Origin of the sequence: Nonomuraea sp. NPDC049504, assembly GCF_040676845.1 — a bacterium.
In the GTDB taxonomy this organism is placed as follows: domain Bacteria; phylum Actinomycetota; class Actinomycetes; order Streptosporangiales; family Streptosporangiaceae; genus Nonomuraea; species Nonomuraea salmonea.
On record NZ_JBFAPT010000011.1, the window covers coordinates 242,508 to 266,205 of the forward strand.

Below are 23,698 nucleotides of genomic sequence, written 5' to 3' on the forward strand. Positions count from 1 at the left end.
GAACTTGTCTCGGCGGGCAGGAGGGGCACGATGTGGAGTGAGGCGTTGGCGGCGTTGGTCGCGGCGGGGGCCACGACGTTGGTGTCGGAGATGACCACCGATGCGTGGACGTCCGTGAAGCAGCGGTTCGCCCGGTTGATCGGGCGGGGCGACCCTGAGCGGGAGGAGGTCGTGGTGCGACGGCTGGAGCGCTCGCGGCAGGAGCTCGTCGGCCGGAGCGGGTCCGAGCTGGAGCGGGCCCGCGCCGAGCAGGAGGCGGCGTGGCGGTCGCGGCTGAGCGACCTGCTGGAGGACGATCCCGACGCCGAAGCCGAGCTGCGGGAGCTGGTCGCCGAGTTCGGCGCGGGCGCCGTCGCCGCCGGCGAGCGTTCCGTCGCGATCGGCGAGAACACCGGCATCGCCTCCACCGGCGACCGTGCCACGAACGTGCAGTTGCGGGCCGAGGCTTCGGGCTCCGGCCGCGTCTACCAGAGCGCCCGCGACCAGACCATCAACGAACGATGACCACCCCACCATCGGACGACCCGCCGACGACCCCACCTCAGCCGGAGGGACCCACTACGACGGGCTCCGGGGTGGTGGAGGTGCGGATGGAGGCGGCGGCCTCTGGGAATGCGCGGATCTACCAGGCCGGGCGTGACCAGGTCGTCAACGAGACCGTGCTGCCGGAGATCGTGCTGCGGCCCGTCACCGAGGTCGTCGCGCCGCCTGGGCTGGTGAATCTGCCCCGGCACACCCGGACGTTCGTGGGGCGCGGGGACGAGCTGGCGCGGCTGGCGGCCGCGCTGCGGGGCGGGAACGAGGTGGTGGTCTCCGCGGTGCACGGCCTGGGCGGCGTCGGCAAGTCCACGCTGGCCGCTCACTACGCGCTGGCCCAGGCCAGAAGGCAGGACGCCGGGCGGCCGAACCCGGTGTGGTGGATCACCGCCGAGTCCGGCCAGGCGGTCAGGACCGGGCTGGCCAGGCTGGCGGTCGCGCTGCAGCCGGAGCTGACCACGGCCCTGCCGTTGGAGGCGCTGGCCGAGCGGGCCACGGCCTGGCTGGCCGCCCACCAGGGCTGGCTGCTGGTGCTCGACAACGTCAACGAGGTCGCCGACGTGCAGCCGCTGCTGCAGCGGGTCCTGACCGGACAGGTGCTGGTGACCAGCCGCCTGGGCGAGGGCTGGCACCGCCTGGACGCCCAGGTCCTGCGCCTGGACGTCCTGAGCGAACGGGAAGCGATCGAACTCCTCACCCGCCTCGCCGCCCCGGAGCTCGTGGACGGCGGAAACCTGGACGGCGCCGCGCAGCCTGCGGACGCCGGTGACCCCGGCAGAGCCGCCGCGGCCGTGCCCGGGGAGAGCGGGGGTCTCGATGGGGCTGCTGAGTTGGTGCGGGAGCTGGGATACCTGCCGTTGGCCATCGAGCAGGCCGGGGCTTATCTGCATCAGACGAGGATCGCTCCGCGCGAGTATCTGGAGTCGCTGCGGCGGCAGCCGGCCGTCATGTACGACCAGGTCGCCCGTGGCGGCGACGCCGAGCGGACGATCGCGCGGGTGTGGCGGCTCACCCTCGACCGCCTGGCCGGCACCCCGTACGCGGTGGACGTGCTGCGCGTCCTGGCCTGGTACGGCGCGCAGCCCGTCCCCCGCACGCTGCTGGACGGCATGGACGCGGGCCAGGCCGAGGTGCGGCACGCGCTCGGTGAGCTGGCCGCCTACAACATGGTCACCCTGGACCGCGAGACGGTCACCGTGCACCGGCTGGTCCAGGCCGTGACCCGCACCCCTGACGACGCCGACCCGCACCGCCCGGCCGCCGCCGTCGACGCCGCCCGCGCCCTGGCGACCGTCCTGCTCGACACCGCGGCCGCCCCTTCGCCGCGTGACCCGGCGGGCTGGCCGCTGTGGCGGGCGCTGCTGCCGCACGTCATCGCCTTGACCGAGCACGCCGCCCCCGGCACCGACACGCTCACGACCGCGGGCCTGCTCGACAGGACCGGCGTCTTCCTCAACGGCCAGGGCTCGCTGGAGAGCGCGATCGAGCTGCACAGCAGGGCCCGCGCCACGTGCGAGCGGCTGCTGGGCGAGGACGATCCGGCCACGCTGTCGTCCAGTGACGGCCTCGCGAGCGCCTACCGCGCGATGGGCGACCTGGAGCACGCCGTCCCGATCTACGAGGAGACGCTGGAGCGCACGGAACGGCTGCTGGGCGCCGACGCCCCGCAGACCTTGACCACCCGCAACAACCTGGCCGCCGCCTACGAGGCGGCGGGCGACCTGCGCCGCGCCATCCCGATCTACGAGCAGACGCTGGAGAGCTCGCAGCGCGTGCTGGGTGCGCACGACCCGGACACGCTGACCACCCGCAGCAACCTCGCCCTCGCCTACCAGACCGCGGGAGACCTGAGCCTCGCCACCCGCCTGTTCCGGCAGACGCTGGACGACCGCGAGCGCGTCCTGGGCCCTGACCACCCCGACACGCTCACCTCCCGCAACAACCTGGCCCACGCCTACCGGGAGGCCGGCGACCTGCGCCGCGCCGCGGAGCTGGACGAGCGCACGCTGGCGGACCGCGAGCGCGTGCTCGGCCCCGACCACCCCGACACCCTGACCTCACGCAGCAACCTCGCCGTCACCTACGAGTCGGCGGGCGACCTCGGCCGCGCCATCGCCCTGTTCGGGCAGGCGCTGGAGGACCGCGAACGGGTCCTGGGCCCGGACCACCGTGACACGCTCACCTCCCGCAACAACCTGGCCCACGCCTACGAGGCCGCGGGCGACGTCCGGCAGGCCCTGCGGCTGTACGAGAGGAACCTGAAGGACCGCGAACGCCTCCTCGGCCCCGACCACCCCGACACGCTCATCTCCCGCAACAACCTCGCCCACGCGTACCAGTCGGCGGGAGACCTCGCCGAAGCGCGACGCCTGCACGAGCAGAACCTCGAAGACCGCGAACGCCTCCTCGGCCCCGACCACCCCGACACCCTGATCTCCCGCAACAACCTCGCCCACGCCTACCAGGCCGCGGGAGACCTCGACCGCGCCATCCCCCTGTTCCAGCGCACGCTGAAGGACCGCGAACGCGTCCTCGGCCCCACCCATCCCGCCACGCTGAACTCCCGCAACAACCTCGCCATCGCCTACGACGCCGCAGGCGACTCGCGCCGCGCACTCCGCCTGCTGGTGGAGATCCTGGTGGACCGCGAGCGGATCCTGGGCCCCGACCATCCCGACACCCTCGCCTCACGCAACAACCTCGCCTACGCCTACGAGTCGGCCGGCAACCACAAGCGCGCGGTCCAGCTGTACGAGGAGACGTACGCGGGCTCGGAGCGGGTCCTGGGCCTCGACCACCCCGACACGCTGATGTGCCGCAACAACCTGGCCGCCGCCTATCACGCGGCCGGTGACGTGCGCCGCGCCACTCCCCTGCTGAAACGGGCGCTGGCCGAGTGCGAGCGGGTGCTGGGCTCCGGCCACCCCACGACGACGCTGGTGCGGGCCAACCTGCGAGCGGTCCTGCGAGGCCGGCCATAAGCCGCTTCCACCAGGGATGGCGCATGGTCGCGGCCCTGGCCGTCACCCAGACCATCGGCTACGGCGTGCTCTACTACGCCTTCTCCGTCTTCCTCACCCCCATGACCCGCGACCTGCGGGCCGGCGGCACGCAGGTCGCCGCCGCGCTCACCCTCGCCGTCGCGACCACCGCGCTGTGCGCGCCGTTCGCGGGCCGGTGGCTGGACGCCCGCGGCGGGCGCGGCCTGATGACGGCGGGGTCGGTGCTCGGCACGCTCGCCGTCCTGGGCTGGTCGCAGGCCCACACGCTGCTCCAGCTGTACGGGGTGTTCGTGGCGATCGGGGTGGCGTCGGCGATGGTGCTGTACGAGCCCGCCTTCGCCATGATCATGGCCTGGTTCGACGGTCGCGGCAGAGCTGACGCCCTCCTGGCGGTGACGATCGTGGCCGGGTTCGCGTCGTCGGTGTTCCTGCCGCTGTCCGGCCTGCTGGTCGAGCTTTACGGCTGGCGCCAGGCCCTGGTCGTGCTCGGGCTCGGCTACGGCCTGGCCGCGATCCCGCTGCACGCCCTGGTCCTGCGCAGGCCCGCGCACCAGGCCGCCAAGGTCACCGCCACGACCAGGGGCGACCTGGTCAGGTCCGCCGTACGGGGGCGCCCTTTCTGGCTGCTGGCGGCGGCGTTCACGGCGCACAACGGCGCGGTGGCGACCATCGCGGTCCTGCTGGTCACCTACCTGATCCACCTCGGGCACCCGCCGGTGTTCGCCGCGACCGTCGCCGGGCTGCTCGGCGTGCTGTCGGTCACCGGCCGCGTGGTCACGACCGGTTTGCGCCGCCGCTGGGCCGCCGCCCCGGTCGCGGCGGGCGTCTTCGCGGTGCAGGGGGCGGGCGCGCTGCTGATGCCGGTGGTGGCGGGGAGCGCGGCGGGGGCGATCGGGTGCGTGCTGCTGTTCGGGATCGGGTTCGGGGTGGGCACGATCACGCTGCCGTACCTGCTCTCCGAGCGGTACGGCACCACCGCCTACGCCAGCCTGTCGGGCCGGATCGCGCTGTTCGCGGTCGCCGACAAGGCCGCCGCCCCGCTCGCCGCCGTCGCCCTGGCTCAGGCGGCCGGGTACGGCTGGGTCATGGGCGCGGTGGCCGCCGCCTGCGGGGTCGCGGCGCTCGCCCTGCTGGCCTACCACCGCTTGTGACGCGAGAGATGAACACGGTTATCGTTGCCTTCTAATGCGGCTGGCGGGAGGATCGAGTGCGCGGACGATCGGTGATCATGGTGCTGGCGCTGCTGGCGGCTATGGCCGGCTGCGGCCAGGCTCAGCAGGACGGAAAGAGGCTCACCCTGGCCGCTCCACGCGACCTGGTCGCCGGGCCGGAGGATCCGTACTTCGTCCACGAGACCTTACGGGTGTGGGAGCCGCTGGTGACCGTGGACGACGAGCTACGGCCGGTCCCCGCGCTGGCCACCTCGTGGGACAGCGCGGACGAGGGGCGGCGGTGGACGTTCACGCTGCGGCAGGGGGTGCGCTTCAGCGACGGCACGCCGCTGACCGCCGAGTCGGTGGTGGCCAACGTCGAGCGGTTCCTGCGCATCGCGCCCCGGCAGTCGGCCTTCTTCAGCCTCGACGCGGGCATGGAGGCGGCGTACGGCAGGCTCGGGCGGGTGCGGGCCGAGGGCGGCAAGGTGGTGTTCGAGCTGAAGGAGGGCGTGGCCGACCTGCCGGGCCGGCTGGCCGGGTTCTTCAGCATGGTGCAGTCGCCGAAGGCGTTCGCGGGTGGCGACTCGTTCGGCGACCGGCCGATCGGCACCGGGCCGTACACGCTGGCGAGCTGGACCAAGGGGCAGCAGGCGGTGCTCACCGCCAACCCGCATCACCACGGCGGCGCACCCGCGTACGACACGATCGTGGTCAAGGTGATCCCCGACGCCAACGCCCGCGTCGCCGCGTTACGCGCCGGCGAGGTGGACGGACTGATCGACAAGGGCGCGCTGCTGCCCGCGCAGGTCGCCGCGGTCGCCGCCGACGGCCGCTTCCGGGTGGTGCGCAGCCCGTCGGTGCTGACGCACTACCTGACCTTCAACGCCTCGCGCCCGCCGTTCTCGGACCCGCGCCTGCGTGAGGCGGCCGACCTGGCCATCGACCGGCGGGCGATCGCCGCCACGTTGTTCGCCGGCACGGCCAGGCCGGGCGCCGGCTTCCTGTCCCCGGTCTTCGGCGATCTCGCCGCCCCCGGCGGCACCCCCTACGACCCCGGCAGGGCGCGTGCGCTCGTGTCCGCAGCGAAGACGCCGGAGCGGCCGGTCACCATCCTGATCTCGGCGGCGGAGACCGGCCAGTTCCCCTACGCCGACGTCGCCGAGGTGCTGCGTGCCGCGTTCGAGCAGGCGAGGCTGCCGGCGCGGGTGAGCGTCACCGAGGCCACCAAGTCGGCGATGGAGGCCGGCGACTACGACGTCTTCCTCAGCGCGTACAGCGTGCCGAACGCCGACGCCGACTACCTGTTCCGCCGCTTCCTGCGCTCGGACGCGTCCTGGAACGTCGATCGCCGGCTCGGCTACCGCAGCCCGGAGTTCGACGCGCTGGTGGACCGGGCGGCGGCGGAGACCGACCAGGGCGAGCGCCGCGAGCTCCACCACCGGATCCAGCGGCTGCTGGCGGCCGACCGGCCGATGATCCCCCTCGCCTACCAGGACAACCCGATCGTCACGACCACCGAGGTCGGCGGCGTGACGCAGAACGTGGCGTACGTGACCGACCTGGGCGAGCTGGCGCCCGGCACGTGATCGCCGTCCTCCTACGCCGCCTCGCGGAGCTGCTGCTCGTGCTGCTGGCGCTGTCGGTACTGGTCTTCCTGCTGACCTCGCTCGCGCCCGGCGACCCCGCCGAGGAGATCCTGCGCCGTGGCGGCGGGCAGCCGACGGCGGCCGCGGTGGCGGCGCTGCGCGCGGAGCTGGGGCTGGACGAGCCGCTGTCCAGCCGGTATCTGCGGTGGGTGCTCGACGTGCTGGGCGGCGACCTCGGCCGGTCCTACGTCGACCGCTCCCCCGTGGCGGGCGAGATCGCGGCGCGGCTGCCGGCCACGCTGCTGCTGGCCGTGACGGCCGCGGCGGTGTCGGCGGGGCTCGCGCTGCTCGTCGCGTTGCCGGCCGTGGTCCGGCCGCGGGCGCTCGACAGCCGGATCCTCGCGCTGGTGACGGTGGCGGCCGGCGGGATTCCTCCGTACATCGTGGGCATTGTGCTGATCAGCGTGGTGGCGGTGGGATGGCGGCTGCTGCCCACCGGCGGTCCTGACTCGGTGGTGCTGCCCGCGCTCACGCTCGGCCTGGCCGGGGCCGCGACGCTGCTGCGGCTGCTGCGCGCGGACCTGGCGCGGGCGCTGCGGCGGCCGTTCGTCCGGCTCGCGGCGGCGAAGGGGCTGCGGCGCCGGCGCACGGTCGTCGTGCACGCGCTGCGCGTCGCCGCGCCGAACGCGGTCACCGCCATGAGCCTCGTCGTGGCGGAGTTGCTGGCCGGGGCCGTGGTGGTGGAGACGCTGTTCGCCTGGCCCGGCGTCGGGCAGCTCGCCGTGGCGGCGATCAGGCAGCGGGACGTGCCGGTCGTGCAGGCGTACGTGCTGGTCGTGGCGGTGGCGACGGTGCTGCTGCTGGCGGTGACCGAGCTGTGCCTGTCGGCCCTGGACCCGCGGCTGCGAGGTGGGGAACGATGACGGGCCGGGTCGTCGGGTTCATGCTGGTCGTGGCGTTCTGCCTGGTGGCGCCTTTTCTGACCGGGTACGACATCTCCACGCCTGATCTGGGGCGTGCCCTGCTGCCGCCCAGTGCGCGGCATTGGCTGGGCACCGACCAGCTCGGCCGGGACCTGCTCACCAGGACGGCCATGGCGGGCCGTACCTCGCTGCTGGTCGCGTTCGCCGTCACCGCCATCACCACCGCGCTCGGCACGCTCGCCGGCGCGGTGGCCGGGCTGGCGGGCGGGGCGGCCGAGCGGCTGCTGCGCTTCGCCGCCACCGTGGCGCTCGCCCTGCCGGGGCTCACACTGGCGCTCGCTCTGGCGGGCGTGCTGCCGCCCGGGTACCCCACGGTCCTGGCCGCGCTCGTGCCGCTCGGCTGGGTGAGCTGCGGCCTGGTCGCGCACACGGCGACGCGGCGGGTGGCGCGGGCCGACCACGTCCTGGCCGTACGCGCGATCGGCGCGTCGCCGCTCTACCTGCTGCGCAGGACGATCGCCCCGCACCTGGCCGGCCCCGTCCTGACCGTCGCCACCGCCGACTTCGCGCGCACCCTGATCGCCGTGACCTCGCTCGGCTTCCTCGGCATCGGGCTGCCGCCGGGCGCCGACTGGGGCGGCATGGTGAGCGAGGCCACCCCGCTGCTGGTCACGGCGCCCCGCCTCGCGGTCGTGCCCGCGCTCGCGCTCGCCCTCACCGGACTGACCCTCGCGCTCATGGCCGACGCCCTGCGAAAGGAGGTCAGGCCAGGCCCTTGCGGAAGGCGATGGCCGTCGCCTCCGTACGCGTCGTCGCGCCCAGTTTCGTGAGGATGTGGGAGACATGGACACCCGCCGTGCTCGGGGAGATGTGCAGGCGGGCGGCGATCTGGCGGTTGCTCAGGCCCTCGGCGATCAGCTTGAGCACGTCGTGCTCGCGTTCCGTCAGGCCCTCCTGGGGTTGCCGGGGGCGGCCGAGCAGGGCGATCTCGCGGGCGAGCGGCGCGGCGCCCAGGTCGTCGGCCAGCCGGGCGGCCTCGATGAGGCGGGTCGTCGCGCCCTGCCTGTCGCCCGCCTCCAGCGCGGCCCGCGCGCCGTGGAACAGGCACAACGCCAGCTCGTACGGCTGCCGCAGCTCCCGCCAGGCCGCCACCGCCTCATCCCAGCCGTCGTCCTCGATCAGCGCGTGCAGCATGACCTGCCAGGCGCGGTCGAGCCGCCCGTCCACGCCCAGCCGCGCATCGACCGCGACGAGCTCGGCCTTCCTGGCACCCCATCCTCGCTGGGCCAGGGCGCCGGCCACCAGGATCGGGCGGGCGTCGCTGGAGTAGACGCGGGTGAGTTCGGGGTCCTTCAGGGCGCGTTCCAGGATCAGGTCGGCTCGGCCGGGAGCGCCCTGGGCGACCGCCAGCAGGCAGAGCAGCTGGTAGCGGGAGAACAGGCCGTCGCTCTCGACGTGCTCGACGGCCGACGCGGCCGAGGCCGCCGCCGCGACGTCGCCGCGCAGCAACGACAGCTGGCCGCTGAGGACGAGCAGGGCCTGCCGTGACAGCGGCGGCGGATCCTCCTGGAGGCCGTCGCGCAGCAGGGCGTCCGCCTCGTCCCACCGCCCGGCCAGGATCAGCCCGCGCGCGGCGTGGCGGGCCAGCTCGGCGCCGCGGCTGCGGCCCAGCCCGTAGCGGCGGGCGCGGCTCAGGCCGTCGCGGGCGGCGGCGACGGCGCTCGGGTGGTCGCCCGCCATGGTGTGCAGGATGGCCTCGTACATCGGGACGGTCATGAGCAGGTCGTGGCCGTCGAGCCGCCCGGCGAGCGTGCGGGCCCGCGCCACCATGCCGAGGTCGCGCGTCATCAGGCCGACGCCCAGCAGCCCGCGGACGGTGACCGTGGGGTCGCCGGTGCGCCGGCCGATCGCCAGCGCCTCCTCGAACGGCTCGCGCGCCCTCGCCACGTCGGGCAGCAGGCCCATGGCCAGGACGCCGAGCAGCCGGCCCCGCTGGACGCTCCTCGGGTCGGCGGGCAGGAGGGCGAGCGCGTGTTCCCAGTCGGAGACGCCGGTCGCCTTCAGCCGGTGCCGCAGCCTGCCCCGGTGCTCCAGGAGCTGGGCGGCCCGCTCGGGCTCGCGCCGCTCGTCCACGGCCTCCAGCCCCTCGGTGGCGTACTCGACGCCGCGCGCGTAGTCGCCGCTCAGCATGCACGCCTCGGCGATCTCGGTCAGCACGCCGATCCGGTCGACGCCCAGGTCCACCTCCGCGTCCCAGAGGTCGAGCACCTGGCCGAGGAGGCGGACCTGCTCCTCGTACGCGTACGTGCGGCGCGCCCGCCCCGAGGCCAGGTACGCGGCGGACAGGGCCAGCCGGCGATCCCCGGCGGCGTGGGCGTGCGCGGCCAGCTCCGCGTGAGCCTCCGAATCGCGCAACGCCTCGGCATACCGGGCGTGCAGGCGGGCCCGCTCGCCCGGCAGCAGGTCCTCGTACACCACGTGCCGGATCAGCGCGTGGCGGAAGTCGTAGCCGTCGCCGGAGACGACGAGCAGGCTGCGATCGACCAGCTCGCGCAGCAGGGCGTCCAGCTCGGCGCCGCCCTGCCCGGCGACCCGCTCCAGCAGCCGGTGATCGACCCTGCCGCCCGCGACGGAGGCGACGCTCAGCAGCTCGCGGGCCGGGGCGGGCAGCGAGCGCGGGCCGTGCAGAAGAAGGCTGCGCAGGCTGTCGGGGGTGCGCTCGCCGGCGCGGGCGAGAGCCTCGACGAACAGCGGGTTGCCGTCGCTGCGCTCGTGGACCCTGCGTACGGTGGCGGCGTCGGGCTCGGCGCCCAGGATGGCGGCGAGCTGGCGGCCCACGCCCTGCCGGTCGAGCCGGTCCAGCCGCAGCAGGGTGGCGCGCGGGCGGCGGGACAGCTCCGACAGCAGCTTGTCGCCGGTTTCGAACGGCCGGTGAGTGATCGTCAGCAGGACGCCGGGCTGGGTGAGGTTCCTGGCGAGGAAGCCGAGCAGCTCGCGGGTGGCGGCGTCGGCCCAGTGCAGGTCCTCGATCGTCACGACGACGGGGCGGCTCGCGGCCACCCGCTCGACCAGCGTCAGCACCTCCTCGAACAGCCGGTGCCTGCCGCCCTCCGCGTCGCCGGCGTCGCCCAGCTCGGGGAACCAGCGGGCCAGCTGCCGGTAGGGGCCGGGCAGCGCGCCCTCGACGCGGATCAGGCGGCGCAGCACGGTCACGAACGGCGCGTACGGCAGGCTGTCGCTGCCCAGCTCCGTACAGGCGCCTTCGACGACCAGCGCCCGCGGCCCCAGCGACCGGGCGAACTCCGCCAGCAGCCGTGACTTGCCGATGCCGGCCTCGCCGGCCACGAGCGTCAGCGCGGGGCCCTGCTCGATGGCCGTGTCCAGGGCCGCCGCCAGCTCGGACAGCTCCTCGTCCCGGCCCACGAAGACCGGGCTGACCACACGTTCCGCCATCATCGCGCCAGCATATAAATACAGAGATCACCCGATGTGCGACGGTTGTTTATCCGGCCACGCTCGAAGCATGACAAGCACGTACCCGCTGCGGACCATCGGCGCCGACGAGATCGACGCGTGGGCCCGCATGGTCACCGCCACCTACGGCCAGGACTGGACGGAGGGCGGTCTCAGGAACGCCGCCGTCTCCCTCGACCCCGGCCGCACGCTCGCCGCCTGCGACGGCGCGGACATCGTCGGCGGCGCGTCCGTCTACGGCCGCGTCATGACGGTCCCCGGCGCGGAGGTGCCGGTCGCGGGCATCACGCTCGTCGCGGTCCTGCCGACGCACCGGCGGCGCGGCATACTGACCGCGATGATGCGCAGGCAGCTCACGGACCTGTACGAGTCGGGCGGCGAACCGATCGCCGCGCTCAACGCCGCCCAGGCCACGATCTACGGCCGCTTCGGCTACGGCCTGGCCAGTCACGTGGCCGAGATCAGGGGCGACAAGAGGTTCATGGCCCTGCGGCCGGGCACCGGCGTCGGCGACGGCCGGATCCGCCTGCTCGCGCGCGAAGAGGCCCTGCCGCTGCTGGAGAAGGTCTACGACACCGCCCGCCGCGGCGGGGTCGGATGGGTGGACCGTACGGAACGGTACTGGGCGGCCCTGCTGGCCGATCACGAGCGGGCCCGCGCGGGCGGCACGGCGCTGCGCTTCGCCGTGCACGCCGAGCCGGGCGGCGAGGTCACCGGTTACGCCCTCTACCGCTCCAAAGCCGGCACGGTTCAGGTGATCGAGGTCGCGGCCGCCACCGGGCCGGCGTACGCCGCCCTGTGGCGCTTCCTCATCGACCTCGACGCGCACACCGAGCTCGCCTACGACGGGGCCGTGGACGAGCCGCTGTACCACCTGCTGACCGACCCGCGCGCGGCGCGCACCACCGTGCTCGACAACCTCTGGGTCCGGCTCGCGGACGTGGGACGCGCGCTGGCGGCCCGCCGGTACGCGGCCCCGCTCGACCTGGTGCTGGAGGTCCAGGACCCGTTCTGCCCGTGGAACGCGGGCCGCCACCACCTGCGGGCCGACGGCGAGTCCGTCACCTGCGAACGTACGCGGGCCCGTCCCGATCTGCGGCTGACCTCGGCCGAGCTGGGCGCGGCCTACCTGGGCGGCACCACGTTGTCGTCGCTGGCGGCCGCGGGCCGGGTGGAGGAGCTGCGCCGCGGCGCGGTCGCCGCCGCCTCGCTCGCCTTCCGCGGCGAGCGGGCCCCCTTCCACCCTTCGGGCTATGCCTTTCCCGCCTTCTGACCCATCACCGACAGAAACGGAACCATATGAATATCTCTGCTCCTCCTGACGGGCGCGCGGGCATCACCGCGGACCTGGTCAGCCGGTTGATCGCCGCCCAGTTCCCCCAGTGGAAGGGCCTGCCGGTCGCGCCGGTGCCCGTGGACGGGCACGACAACCGGACGTACCGGCTGGGCGAGACCATGACGGTCCGGCTGCCGACGGCCGCGGGATACGCGCCCGCCGTGCTCAAGGAGAGCGACTGGCTGCCCCGGCTGGGCCCGCACCTGCCGGTCGCCGTACCGGAGGTGCTGGCCACCGGCGCGCCGGGCGAGGACTACCCGCACCCCTGGTCGGTGCGGAGCTGGCTGGAGGGCGAGACCGCCGATCCCGCCCGCGTCGGCGACATGACGGCGTTCGCCGTGCAGGTGGCCGAGTTCGTCCGCGCGTTGTGGCGCTGCGACGCGACAGGCGGGCCGCCGGCGGGCGAGCACAGCTTCTGGCGGGGCGCCTCGCCAGGCCACTACGACGCGGACACCCGCCGCTACCTGACCGAGCTCGATGGCCACCTCGACACCGGCCTGGCCGCCGAGACGTGGCAGGCGGCCCTGGACGCCCGGTGGACCGGCCGCCCGGTGTGGTTCCACGGAGACGTCGCCGCAGGCAACCTGCTGGTCGCCGGCGGCGAGCTCACCGCCGTGATCGACTTCGGCACCTCGGGGGTCGGCGACCCGGCCTGCGACCTGGTGATCGCCTGGACGATGTTCGGCGGCGCGTCCCGCGAGGCGTTCCGCGCGGCCGTGGGCGGCGACCCCGGCCTGTGGGCGCGCGCCCGCGGGTGGGCGCTGTGGAAGGCCCTGCTGATGCTGACCCTGACCCTCGGCTCCGATCCCGCCGCCGCCACCGAGCACCGGCGCATCGTCACCGACGTCCTGTCCGACCACCTCGCCCACGCGTGAAGGAGACCGACCACATGCGCACTCGTCAGCTCGGCCGCAGCGCCGTACGGGTCACCGAGCTCGGCTTCGGCGGCGGCCCGCTGGGCGGCCTGTTCGACCCGCTGGACGACGACACCGCCGCCCAGGCGCTCGCCGCCGCCTGGGACGCCGGCATCCGCTACTTCGACACCTCACCCCACTACGGCATCGGCCACTCCGAACGCCGCGTCGGCGAGCTGCTGCGCGGCAGGCCGCGCGCGGAGTTCACGCTGTCGACGAAGGTCGGCAGGCTGCTGGTGCCGCAGGACCCGCAGGGCAGGATGGACGAGGCGTTCGCCGTCCCGGCCACCCACCGCAGGGTCTGGGACTTCACCCGCGACGGCATCCTGCGCAGCGTCGAGGACTCCCTGGCCCGCATGGGCGTCGACCGGATCGACGTGCTGTTCCTGCACGACGCCGAGCAGCACTTCGAGGCCGCCCTGCGCGACGGCTACCCGGCGCTGGCCGAGTTGCGCGCCCAGGGCGTGGTCGGCGCGATCGGCGCGGGCATGTACGACTCCGCCAAGCTGACCCGCCTGGTCCGCGAGACCGACGCCGACGTGGTCATGCTGTCGGGCCGCTACACGCTGCTGAACCACACCGCGCTCGACGACCTGCTGCCCGCCTGCGCGGACCGCGGGGTGTCGGTCCTGGCCGCCTCCATCTTCAACTCCGGCCTGCTCGCCACCGAACGCCCCGCCGCGGACGCCCGCTACGACTACGCGCCCGCCGCCCCCGAGGTGCTGGAGCGGGTCGCCAGGATCGCCGGCGTGTGCGCCGCGCACGGCGTGACCCTCCCCCAGGCCGCCATGGCCTTCCCACTGCGGCATCCGACCGTGGCGGGCATCGTGGTGGGGATGCGCTCGGCCGGCGAGGTACGGCTCAACCTCGCCGCGTTCGAGGCCCGCGTCCCCGAGGGGTTGTGGTCCGACCTGTGCGCCGAGGGCCTGCTGGACGAGCGTGCGGAAAAGCCCGGTAAGTGACCGGCGTACGTCCTGGTGAGCGCGGCCGACCGGCACGAGGCTGGGAGGGATCGCACGTTCCGGACCACGGGGAGATCCCATGAAGGCACTGGAAAGGCCAGGACGATCCCTGGCGCGGCTCCTGACGACGGCGGCCGTGCTCACGGCCGTCACCGCGATGACGCTCTCCCCCGCCGCGAGCGCGGCGGGCCGGGTCGCCGGCCCGGCCGGCACCAGCGTCTGCCTGCGGCTGCTGGCCGACTACAACGCGATTCTGCTGCGGCACTGGGGGTCGGACTGCAGCCCGCGCGGCACGTACCACATCCATGTCTGGGGCGGTGGCCGCGACATGAACTACCCCACCTACACCTACAGCGGCGGTAACAGGGACTTCTCCTACACCTGGCCGGTGCCCTCGGGCACCAACATCTGCGCGGAGCTGTGGTACCACAAGCCGGGCGGCGGCTACTCCAGCTACGGCCTGCCCTGCACGACGATGTAGGGACGATGTAGCGACGACGTAGCGACGACGTAGGACGTTCTGAGGTATCTTCCTCCGGTTACGCCCGCACTCACGCGAGGAAGACCCCCCGGTGACCGTCCCGCTGCGCAAGAACGTCCGCTTCCAGCTGCTGTGGATCGGCGGCGCGGTCTCCGAGCTGGGCACGGAGCTCAGCAGGCTCGCCACGCCGCTGCTGGTGCTGGCGCTCACCGGCTCACCCGGGCTGGCGGGCGTCGTCGCCGGCGCCCGCACCGCCGCCTTCCTGGCCGTCCAGATCCCGGCGGGCGTCTGGATCGACCGGTGGGACCGCCGCCGCACGCTCGTCACCGCCCAGGGCCTGCAGGCGGCGGTCTCCGCGCTGCTGGCGGCGCTGATCCTCACCGATCAGGTGCAGGTCTGGCACTTCGTCGCGCTGGCGGTGCTGGACGGGCTGTGCACGGCGTTCATCGGACCCGTCCAGGACACGGCGATCCGCGGCATCGTCCCGCCGGAACAGCTGCACGGCGCCTACGCGCAGGAGGAGTCCCGCGCCCACGCGGCCGGGCTGGCGGGACCGCCGCTCGGCGGCCTGCTGTACGGGCTCGGGCGGGCGGTGCCGTTCGTCGTCGAGACCTTCGCGCTGCTCGCCGCCACGCTCTTCTACGCCCTGGCGAAGGTGCCGCGCCGTCCCAGCACCGCCGCCGACGCCGCCGACGACGACAGCGGGGAGGGGCGCGGCATGGGCAGGGAGGCGCTGGCGGCGCTCGCCTGGCTGTGGCGCCGGCCCGGCCTGCGCGAGGCCACCGGCGTGGTGATGGTGCTCAACCTGCTCGGCGGGGCCTCGATGATCCCGCTGATCGTGCTCGTCGGCGAGCGCGGCGGCGACGCGCGCGTCACCGGCACGGTGCTGGCCGGGTTCGGCATCGGCGGGCTGGCCGGGGCGCTGCTGTCGGGCCGCATCAGCCGGCTCATGCCGCCGGGCAGGATCGTGCTGGCCGTGGTGACGGTGTTCGGCGTCTCGCTGACGGCCACGGCGCTGCCCTGGGGGATGTGGTGGCCGATGGTCCCGCTGGTGTTCATCACGTTGTCGACGCCCTCCCTGAACGTGGTGCTGAACGTGGTGATCGCCCGCCTGGTGCCGGAGCCGATGCTGGGCCGGATGGGCGCGGTGCTGAGCATGGGCGGCATGGGGCTCAAGCCCCTCGGCCCCGTGCTCGGCGGCGCTCTGGCCGCGGCTCTGGGCGGCGCGGGCGCCCTCCTGACGCTGGGCGGCCTGCTCTGCCTGACCGCCGCCGTCGCCGCCCTCAGCCCGGAACTGCGCCGCTTCACCGGAGAGCCCGTACCGGCCGCCTGACACGGGTCCGGGAGACCCGCCGCCTGGCCTGCCAGGAGACGGGTACGCCGGTCCTCAGGCGCGCAGAAACTCGGCGGCCTGGCGGCGCAGGCGTTCGGGGGCGGAGCTCCAGACGGGGGCGCGCGTCATCGCCTCCAGCTTGACCCGCTTCACCTCGCGCGGCGCGTCCGCGCGTACGCCGAGGTGGGGCCAGAGCTGGTCCAGCTCGTCGAACGGCAGCTCCCACGACTGCCCGATCGAGCCCTCGTCGGCGGGCGGCGGCAGGAACACCTCGTCAGCCGTCCGCGGCGGATCGACCTGGACGACGGACAGCCCGAAGCGTTCCGCGGCGTCGCGCAGCAGCGCCCGGTGCCGCTCCACGACCTGCGGGCCCGGCTCGCCCTCGGCGAGCAGGGTGAGCAGCCAGCCCGTCGTGCCGAGCCGGGACAGGTCGAGGACCAGGCGCACCCCTTCGGTGAAGGACCGGTGCCCCAGGCTCGCCTCCTCGCCTGGGCCCTCGCTACGCGGGCCCTCGTCGAGGCCGAGCAGCCGGGCGAGCTCCGCCGCCTGCTCGCGGCCGAGCTCGCCGTACGCCAGGACTCGCAGTGCCGGCCAGAGCATCGTCACTCTCCACGCTCGTCGTCGATGGGCTGCCTCCAGGCCATGGGGCGGTCCGGCCGGTGGATGACCCAGTCGGAGTCCTGGTGGTGCGAGGACAGCTCAAGGCCCATGCTTTGCCCGTCGAACGGCCCGCTGGACTCGAACAGGCCGAGCGAGATGGGCCGCCCCAGCGTCGCCTCCCAGTCATCCTTCCATGTCACCAGCCAGGGGAACGCCTCCATGAGGGTCCGCTTGTCGATGTAGCCGTGGCCGCCCATGAAGTCGCCGGGGAAGCGGCCCGGCGTCCAGCCGACGCGGGCCCTGCGGACCATGGGCGTGCTGGACAGGTCCATGTCGTAGTCGCTGGGCTCGGCTTCGAGGCCCAGCCGGTACATCGCGTCGAACAGGCGGCGCTTGGGGCGTACCGGGTCGTCGCCGAACCACTCACTCAGCCGCTCCCGCGCCTGCGGCGTCAGCTGATCCTCCGCCGGGAACGTCTTGTGCCGCCCGGCGAACAGCACGGCGCCGGTGCCCCTGAGCCTGACGTCCACCTGGGAGGGGTCGATGCCGTCCCTGCCGAGGGCTTCGAGCAGCTGGGTGGCGTAGCGGTCGTACTGTCGGGGGGTCATGCCCAGCGGCGCCTGCCTGCGCAGCAGCCAGGCGAGCTGCCTCGGGGCGATGCCGAGGAAGTCGAGGTCGCGCTTGGCGACCGCGTAGCCGGAGTCGTCGCGCGGCCACCACGGCGGGGCCGGGTCGGTGCCGTCGAGCACGCGGGCGACGCGCCGGTCCAGCGGGTCGGCGAGGTCGAGCGGCCCCGCCGTCACAGGGGTCGGCCGCCAGCTACCCGCTGGGGCGTCCTGGCGGGTGACGATCGGCGGGTCGTCCTGCGGCGGGGCGGGACGGCCCGGCGTGATGTGGCCCAGCGTGGTCAGCCGGTCCCCCGGCAGCGCGACGAACTCCCGCTGCACGAAGTACCCCATGCCGGTCACCGGCAGGGACAGGATGTCGCGGGCCGGTTTTCTGTCCACCAGCAGCACGCCGCGGCCGTCGAGGGTGTCCAGCCAGTCCATGACCACCTGGCGGTCGGCCGACCAGCTCGCCAGCGGGCGGTGCCGCATCTCGATCATGTCGCCGGGGCGCAGCGCGTCCCACACCGAGTGGCGGCCCTCCGACCAGGCCATCCCCCGGTAGGCGACGACTTCCTCGATGCCGCGCGCGGCCAGCACCTCCTGGGTGAAGTCGTACTGGGTGCGGACGAAGTCGCGCAGCGCACGGCGGTTGTAGAGCAGCTCCATGTCCACGGCGGCGCGCGTCCTGCCGTCCATCGGCCACGACATCGCCCTGGTCAGCCCGAACTCCTCCTGCACCACCTCCTGGATGGCCAGCACGCGCACGTTGCTGTTGGCGTTGCGGTGGGCCCAGGCGTGCAGCAGCTCGCTCACCGCGATCCGCCGCACGAGCCGCTCGGCCTCCGGCGTGTCCATCCGCAGCGCGGCGGCCGGGGGGTGGCGGGGGTCGAGCTCGTCCACGTGCCTGACCTCGGCGCCCATGGAGGGGAAGCGCTCGTTGAACGGCACCAGGACGTGCTCGGGGTCGCCGAGCCGGTTGATCATGTCGGAGCCGACGTGCAGGCCGGTCGCCGCCATGACGAGCTGCGGGGTCGTCGAGCGCATCCGCTCGGCCAGCGCGTCGATCACATACGTCTTGGCCTCGCTGGTGTCGGTGAACGTGCCGTCGGCGGTCATCAGCGCCTCGGCCACCCGGCGGTGGTGCGCGGCCTCGGCGGAGTCGGGCGGCGGCGGGGCCGGGTAGCGGGCCTCGGTCTCCCGCTCGGGGAGCGTGACCGGGTGGCCGGCCGGGCTCGGCAGCAGGTCGCCGGTGCCGCGGGCCTGCTCGGCGGCCTGCTCGAAGCGCTGCATCACGCCCTCGTACAGGGGGAGCCTGTTGAGCCGCTCGAAGAGCGGGCGCAGGGCGTCCAGGCCGCGTCTGATGATCGCGACGTCGGACGGGGTGAGCGGGTTGGCGGCCCACCGGAACACGCGCGGCTCGCTCTCGCGGAAGAACGCCTGGACGAACGGGTTCGCCGCGTCGGGGATCTGCAGGTGGGAGGCGGTTCCGTTGCCGGTCGGGATGAGGCCGCCGGACGGCCCGAGCACCAGGTCGCCATGGCCGAACCCGTGCTTGGCGGTCACCGCGTGGTAGAGCCCGAGGAACACCCCGTCGCGGGTGGCCGCCCGCTCGCGCAGGTCCGCTGGCGCGCGCTCGCCCGGCATGTGGTCGGTGTAGACGTCGCGCAGGCCCAGCGCGTACGACAGCGGCACCCGCGCCCCCACCGCCCGGCCGACGTGCGCGTCCAGTACCCTGACGGCCGCGTCGCCCGGCCGCTCGAACCGCTCGTACGTCACCCGTGTCCCGTCCGCGAACGTCACCAGCTCCCGGTTGAGCAGTCCGTCCCCGTGCGGCAGCGGCTCCCGCGCCGCCACGGCCGCCCCGGTCACGGGATGCGCGGGCAACGGGACGACCGGCGCCCCGCCGAACCCGAGCTGCCCCGCCTCGGGATACGGCGTCGCCTCGGCCGGTGCCGGGAGCGGCGCGCCCTCCAGCACCGCACGCAGGCGTGGCCAGGACGCGGCGAACCCGGGATGCAGGTTCAGCCGCGCGACCTCCTCGATCGGCACCCAGGCCAGCTCCAGCGACTCCTCGCCGCGCCCGCGGACCTGGACGCGCTCGGCGGCGACGGCGATCACCGTGTCGTACGCCCAGCCGCCGTGGTCGTCCCTGATCACGTGCTCGACCTGGACCGCGTCCTGCGCCAGGTCGCTCTCCTCGGCCGTCTCGCGCAGGGCCGCCCCGGCCGGCGACTCGTCGCTGTCGCGCGCCCCGCCGGGCAGGGCCCAGGTGCCGCCCAGGTGGGTGTCCTCGCCGCGCCGCTGCATGAGCACGTGGACGCCGTCCTGCCCCCGATGGTGGACCAGCAGGCCCGCGCCGCCGAACCTGCCCCAGTGGGCATGGCCCTGCGCGCAGTTCGCCCAGCCGTCGCCGGACATCGGCGGGAGGACGGGCGCCCGCATCGCCGGCCCCGGCCGATCCAGCTCGCGTACGGCGGCCACCAGCGACTCCGCCGCCCCCTCCCAGGTGGCGTTCGCCTCCCGCAGCAGCCGCTGGAGCTGGCGGGCCTGCTCCTGGGCACGTGGCAGGTCGCGCAGCGTCTCCTTCAGGTGCGCGGCCCACCGCCGCACCGGCACCTCGTCCTCGAAGCCCTGCTCGACCAGGCTCGCCTTCGTCAGCGCAGGGGGGAAACGGCTCGGGTCGCCGAGCATGCCGCCGAGGCCGCTCGACCTCGGGATGAGGATGGGCGCGCCCGCCCCGGCCGCCTCCAGCGCCGCCAGGCCGAACCCCTCCCCCCGCGACGGCATGATCACGACGTCGGCGGCGCGGATGTCGGCCAGCATCTCCTCGCGGTCCAGCGTGAACGGCCTGACCTCGACCTCCCGGCCGGCCACGTCCGACAGGCGCTCCTTGACCTCCTCCACCGTCTCCGGCGCCGCGCCCCTGATCACCAGCCGCACGTCGAGATCCTTCTGCAGCTCGCGGATCATCAGCGCCGCCTCGTGGCCGCCCTTCTGCGCCGCGTCCGCCCGGCCGATGAGCAGCACCGTACGCGTCCGCTCGCCGAAGAACGGTCGCTGCCTGGGCGCCTCGAACGGCACGCCCGGCAGCAGCTCGTGCACCGGCGGCTCGCGGTCGCCCGGATTGCTGTCCGCCAGCCGCCGCGCCTCCCCGGACAGCACGGGTCCCACGCCGACCAGCATGTCGGCCTCGGAGATGACCGCCCGCTCGATGTTCTCGAAGTCGCGGCCCAGCGCCGGCCTGTCCGCGATCCGGCCGAGCGCCCCCGTCACCATGTGCAGGACGTGCACCAGCGGCGCGTCCGGGTAGAGCCGGTCGCGGGCCCGCATGGCGGCGGGGCCCGAGTAGCGGCTGTGCCCGATGACCACGTCCACCTCGGGCGGCAGCTCCTCGCCGTCGAAGCTCAGCTGGTCCATCTCGCTGCGGCCTGGCTCGGGGCGCCTCGGGCCGATCACGTGCAGCCGCTCGCCGCCGACGCCCGGCGGCACCTCGTGGCCCACCCGGACGTACACCTCGTGCCCGGCCCGCGCCAGCCCCTCGGCCAGGTTGCGGTTGACGGCGATGATGCCGCCTCGGTGCGGGTCCCATTCCGTGCAGTACGCCAGCACGCGCAGCCCGGTCCTGCCCAGCTCCTGCCGCCGGACCAGGCCGTCCCACTCGCCGGCCTGCTCCGCGCGCAGCCCCTCTCGCTCGTGCGGGGCCGCCCCGGCCAGGCTGCGCCGGTGCTGCGCGGCCAGCCGCTCGCGCTCCGCCGCGTGCTCGTCGCGCAGGATGCCGTCGGCCTCGGTCGTGTACCGCTCGCGCAGCCGCTGCGCCCTGCCCCGCGGGTCGACGTCCACGCCGTGCTCCGCGCCCAGGTCGGCGATCTCCGGCAGCTGGTCCTTCAGCTCGTCCGGGAGCCTGGTGCTCAGGCGCTCGTACGTCTCCCTGAACCAGCGGGCCTCCTCCTCGGTGAACGGCCTGCCGCGCACCTCCTCCAGGGCCTCGCGGGCTCTTGGCGTGCGCCGCCACCTGCCCTGCTCGTCCAGCTCGTTGCGGTAGACGGCCTCGCCGTCCCTGCGGTGGATCGTGACGGCGTCGACGTAGCGGGCGTCGTCGATGGCCCGCATGGTGCCGGGGATGCCGTCGAACGCGGTGTCGTGGATCTCCTGGGCGACCAGCCGGCCGTACCCGTCGGTCTCGCGCATCCGCTGGTAGCGGTCGAGCACCGACAGCCGGCTGAGCGCCGCGGGGACGGCCATGACGTACGCCTCTGTGCGGTAACCGAGCCTCCTGAACTCGGCCGCCTCCGCCTCCACGCCGGGGCTGCTGTTCATCGCGCCCTCGCGGATGAGGTTCACGCGCAGCTCGCCGGCCAGCGCGATGACCTTCCTCATCCACACGTACGCGTCCCCGCCCACCTGGGCCGCGGCGATGCGGTCGTTCCGGGCCATCAGCTCGGCGTACTTGGGGGCGTAGCGCAGCAACCCGTCGAAGTCCGCGACCAGCGCGCCGTCGGAGCCCATCGCCTCCATGGCCGCCTGCCGCGCCGTCGTCATCCCCGACGCGGGCTGCCCCCCGACGAACACCACCCGCGGATGCTCCGGCCGCCGCACCCCCGCCATGAGCGCGGGCACGATGTCCCGCCGGAAGATCAGCTCATTGTCCTCATCCGTCAGCTTCCAGGAGCCGGGCCCGCTCTCCACGTAGCGGTACTCCGTCACCGCCTCAACGGAACCGTCCGCGGCAACCGGCCTCCCACTGAGCAGCGCGGCCAACCTCCGAACGTCAGGCACCGCCGCCTGTCGCTCTCGGCCCTCCCCGGGCTGGGCAGCCGCCCCGCTTCCGGTCCCCTGGCCCGTGGCCGGGCCGACGGTTGAGCCAGGGACCGGACCGGAGGCCGCCTGGCCGGCGACGGCGGTGTCGCCCGGTGCGGGGGTGCTGCCGGGAGCGACGGGGCCGGGGCGGGAGGTCGTCCCAGCGGTCGTGGCGGGAGAGCGCGGATCCGGCGTGGCGACGTCATCCGACGCGGCCACCGGCCGGGCGTCGCCGGGAAGGGCCGCCGCCCGGGAAGGCTGCGAGGTCGCGGCCCGCTGCGGCTGCTCCTGCGCCGGCGGCTGCTGCTCAGCTCGCCCGTGCTCCTGGGCACGCGCCTGCGCCTGGCCGGACCCCTCGGCCCTGCCACGGTCCTCGCCACGCACGGGGTCCTGGGCTCGCGCGGGCTCCTGCGTGCGCGCGGAGTCCGGTGCGGACCCGGAGCCCTGCGTGCGCCCCGAATCCTGGACGGGCTCGAAACCCTGCCCGCGCCCGGAACCCTGCCCGCGCCCCGAATCCTGCCCGCGCCCGGAATCCTGGGCCTGCCCAGAACCCTGCGTGCGGGCGTGAGTCTCGCCCCTCTCCTCAACCCGCGCCTGCTCCTGGGCGCGTGGGGGAAGCGGCGTGCGGGGGTGCGCGGTGTCCGGGGTGCGGTGAGGGGTGGTTCTCGGTGGGGTGGTCGCCTCCGTGGGTGGGGATGGGGTGGGGGCCGACTGCGGGGTGCGGCCGTCCAACGGCCGGGTGGGCGTGGGGGTGGGTGGGGGTGGAGGGGTGGCGCGGGTGGTGTCGCTGGACAGGGCCGTTGCTGTTGCCGTGTCCAAGGCGCGGTGGGGGTTGGCCACTGCGCTCATCACGTCCACGCTGAAGGGGCTGATCGTGTTCGTACGGCCTACGCCTGCTGCGGCGCTGCCCAGCAAGGACTCCAGGCTCGGGGTTTCCCACCTTCCGTACACGATGCCGTTCGAGACCATGCCGGCCGGTGCCGAGACGGCCATGTTCGTGAGGGCCGTCTGGGTGGCGCGGCCGGGGAAGCGCATCAGGGCGTTCAGTGCGCCCGGGGCGTCGCCGGCGGCGGCGTTGAGCGCCTTGACGCCGGGGAGGCGGTCGACCAGGCCGCCCACGGGGCGGGTCACCTTTGAGGCGAGGACGGCGCCGAGGCCGTCGCCCAGCAACGTGGCGGCGGTCGACTGGCTGTCCCACTTCGTGCGGGTGCCGCGCGCCAGCTGCTCGCTCTGCGCGAGGTAGTCGCCGAGGAGGCCCTCGCCGAGCTCCTCGGGCAGTTCGCGCAGCATGTGGCTGGAGACCGCCCTGGCCAGCAGGCCCTTGGCGCCCTGGCCCGCCCCGAGCGCGGCCAGCCTGGGCACGGCCCTGGCCCCGGCCGCCCCCGCGTACCGGACCCCGGCCGCCCGCTCCAGCCAGGCGAACACCTTGTCAAGGAAGGACCGTAAGCGGGCGGCGTACGGGCCGATGAGGGGCGCCAGGGCGCCCGCGCTGAGGGCGGCCGCCGCGGCGGCGATGGCGATCGACGTGACCGTGATCCAGAAGCCGACGTTGATCACCAGCTTGGCGTACTGGGTGTCGCGGGCCAGGCTGTCGTGCTGGAGCGCGTACTGGCGGGCGAGCGCGGCGAGGGCGGAGATGCCCTGGCCCTCGGCGATCATCTGCTCGGCCCGCTGCCGGAACGCGTCGGCGGCGGGACCTTCCCACCCCTGGAGGATGAGGTCGCGCGCCGTGCCGCCCGCCGCCGCGAAATCCAGGGCGGCCTGTCTCCAGTCCTCGTACGCGACGGCCAGCGCGGCCTCGCCCGACTCGCTGGCCTCCGGCCACAGCTGCCCGGACGACAGCAGCGCGATGAGCGCGTCGCACCAGGCGGGCAGGCCGGTCCCCCAGGCGGGCGTGACGTCGGTGGCGTAGCCGGAGCTGCCGATCGTGTCGTCCTGCCCGGGCAGCGGGTCGGTGACCGGGCTGCTGACGTTCGTGACCACGCTGGTCC

General features: G+C 74.5%; 14 protein-coding genes. 11 read left to right on the forward strand and 3 right to left on the reverse strand.

From position 1 onward, the window contains the following. Positions 1–45: 45 nt before the first annotated feature. The 6 genes from AB0K28_RS22700 to AB0K28_RS22725 are packed head-to-tail and all read left to right on the forward strand — an operon-like array spanning position 46 to position 8,032. A complete protein-coding gene (locus tag AB0K28_RS22700; protein WP_364373181.1) occupies positions 46–504 on the forward strand; it encodes a hypothetical protein in 459 nt (152 codons plus the stop codon). Beyond that, positions 501–3,518, forward strand: coding sequence for an FxSxx-COOH system tetratricopeptide repeat protein (gene fxsT, locus AB0K28_RS22705; protein ID WP_364373184.1), 3,018 nt, complete (start codon positions 501–503; stop codon positions 3,516–3,518). The genes AB0K28_RS22700 and fxsT overlap by 4 nt, the downstream gene beginning before the upstream one ends. Before the next feature lie 23 nt (positions 3,519–3,541). Next, the gene (locus AB0K28_RS22710; RefSeq protein WP_364373187.1) at positions 3,542–4,690 is read left to right on the forward strand and encodes an MFS transporter; all 1,149 of its coding nucleotides are present in this window, start codon (positions 3,542–3,544) and stop codon (positions 4,688–4,690) included. A 56-nt stretch (positions 4,691–4,746) separates the two neighbouring features. Then, positions 4,747–6,279: an ABC transporter substrate-binding protein gene (locus AB0K28_RS22715; RefSeq protein ID WP_364373190.1), complete on the forward strand. Its 1,533-nt coding sequence runs from the start codon at positions 4,747–4,749 to the stop codon at positions 6,277–6,279. Then, complete coding sequence (locus AB0K28_RS22720; RefSeq protein WP_364373192.1) at positions 6,276–7,202, forward strand: ABC transporter permease; 927 nt, start codon at positions 6,276–6,278, stop codon at positions 7,200–7,202. The genes AB0K28_RS22715 and AB0K28_RS22720 overlap by 4 nt, the downstream gene beginning before the upstream one ends. Next, positions 7,199–8,032 carry an ABC transporter permease gene (locus AB0K28_RS22725; protein ID WP_364373195.1) on the forward strand — a complete coding sequence of 278 codons (834 nt, stop codon included), beginning with the start codon at positions 7,199–7,201 and terminating at the stop codon, positions 8,030–8,032. Before AB0K28_RS22720 ends, AB0K28_RS22725 begins: the two co-directional genes overlap by 4 nt. Here the strand turns inward: AB0K28_RS22725 and AB0K28_RS22730 are convergent. Beyond that, the gene (locus tag AB0K28_RS22730) at positions 7,965–10,658 is read right to left on the reverse strand and encodes an AAA family ATPase (protein ID WP_364373198.1); all 2,694 of its coding nucleotides are present in this window, start codon (positions 10,656–10,658) and stop codon (positions 7,965–7,967) included. The two genes, AB0K28_RS22725 and AB0K28_RS22730, sit on opposite strands and share 68 nt — an antisense overlap. Positions 10,659–10,725: 67 nt before the next feature. Here AB0K28_RS22730 and AB0K28_RS22735 point away from each other — a divergent pair, with 67 nt between their 5' ends. From AB0K28_RS22735 to AB0K28_RS22755, 5 genes are all read left to right on the forward strand, one after another. Further along, entirely contained in the window at positions 10,726–11,949 is a 1,224-nt protein-coding gene (locus AB0K28_RS22735) for a GNAT family N-acetyltransferase (protein WP_364373201.1), read from the forward strand. Between the two features lie 26 nt (positions 11,950–11,975). Beyond that, positions 11,976–12,887, forward strand: coding sequence for an aminoglycoside phosphotransferase family protein (locus AB0K28_RS22740; protein WP_364373204.1), 912 nt, complete (start codon positions 11,976–11,978; stop codon positions 12,885–12,887). A 14-nt stretch (positions 12,888–12,901) separates the two neighbouring features. Next, positions 12,902–13,888 (forward strand): aldo/keto reductase, encoded by a 987-nt coding sequence (locus AB0K28_RS22745; protein ID WP_345407562.1) that lies wholly within the window; start codon positions 12,902–12,904, stop codon positions 13,886–13,888. 79 nt (positions 13,889–13,967) lie between these two features. Next, positions 13,968–14,369, forward strand: a complete 402-nt coding sequence (locus AB0K28_RS22750; protein WP_364373207.1) for a hypothetical protein — start codon at positions 13,968–13,970, stop codon at positions 14,367–14,369. Between the two features lie 91 nt (positions 14,370–14,460). Next, the gene (locus tag AB0K28_RS22755) at positions 14,461–15,702 is read left to right on the forward strand and encodes an MFS transporter (RefSeq protein WP_364373210.1); all 1,242 of its coding nucleotides are present in this window, start codon (positions 14,461–14,463) and stop codon (positions 15,700–15,702) included. Positions 15,703–15,756: 54 nt separating this feature from the next. Here the strand turns inward: AB0K28_RS22755 and AB0K28_RS22760 are convergent, their stop codons facing one another. Then, the gene (locus tag AB0K28_RS22760) at positions 15,757–16,302 is read right to left on the reverse strand and encodes a hypothetical protein (protein ID WP_364373213.1); all 546 of its coding nucleotides are present in this window, start codon (positions 16,300–16,302) and stop codon (positions 15,757–15,759) included. A 2-nt stretch (positions 16,303–16,304) separates the two neighbouring features. Then, entirely contained in the window at positions 16,305–23,690 is a 7,386-nt protein-coding gene (locus AB0K28_RS22765; RefSeq protein ID WP_364373216.1) for a zeta toxin family protein, read from the reverse strand. Between the last annotated feature and the right edge of the window lie 8 nt (positions 23,691–23,698).

Bases quoted from the DNA above. Each gene is read 5' to 3' on its own strand.
- fxsT (WP_364373184.1), top strand. From the start codon at position 501: ATGACCACCCCACCATCGGACGACCCGCCGACGACCCCACCTCAGCCG.
- AB0K28_RS22740 (WP_364373204.1), top strand. From the start codon at position 11,976: ATGAATATCTCTGCTCCTCCTGACGGGCGCGCGGGCATCACCGCGGAC.
- AB0K28_RS22750 (WP_364373207.1), top strand. From the start codon at position 13,968: ATGAAGGCACTGGAAAGGCCAGGACGATCCCTGGCGCGGCTCCTGACG.
- AB0K28_RS22760 (WP_364373213.1), bottom strand. From the start codon at position 16,302: ATGCTCTGGCCGGCACTGCGAGTCCTGGCGTACGGCGAGCTCGGCCGC.
- AB0K28_RS22735 (WP_364373201.1), top strand. From the start codon at position 10,726: ATGACAAGCACGTACCCGCTGCGGACCATCGGCGCCGACGAGATCGAC.
- AB0K28_RS22745 (WP_345407562.1), top strand. From the start codon at position 12,902: ATGCGCACTCGTCAGCTCGGCCGCAGCGCCGTACGGGTCACCGAGCTC.
- AB0K28_RS22725 (WP_364373195.1), top strand. From the start codon at position 7,199: ATGACGGGCCGGGTCGTCGGGTTCATGCTGGTCGTGGCGTTCTGCCTG.
- AB0K28_RS22710 (WP_364373187.1), top strand. From the start codon at position 3,542: ATGGTCGCGGCCCTGGCCGTCACCCAGACCATCGGCTACGGCGTGCTC.
- AB0K28_RS22730 (WP_364373198.1), bottom strand. From the start codon at position 10,658: ATGATGGCGGAACGTGTGGTCAGCCCGGTCTTCGTGGGCCGGGACGAG.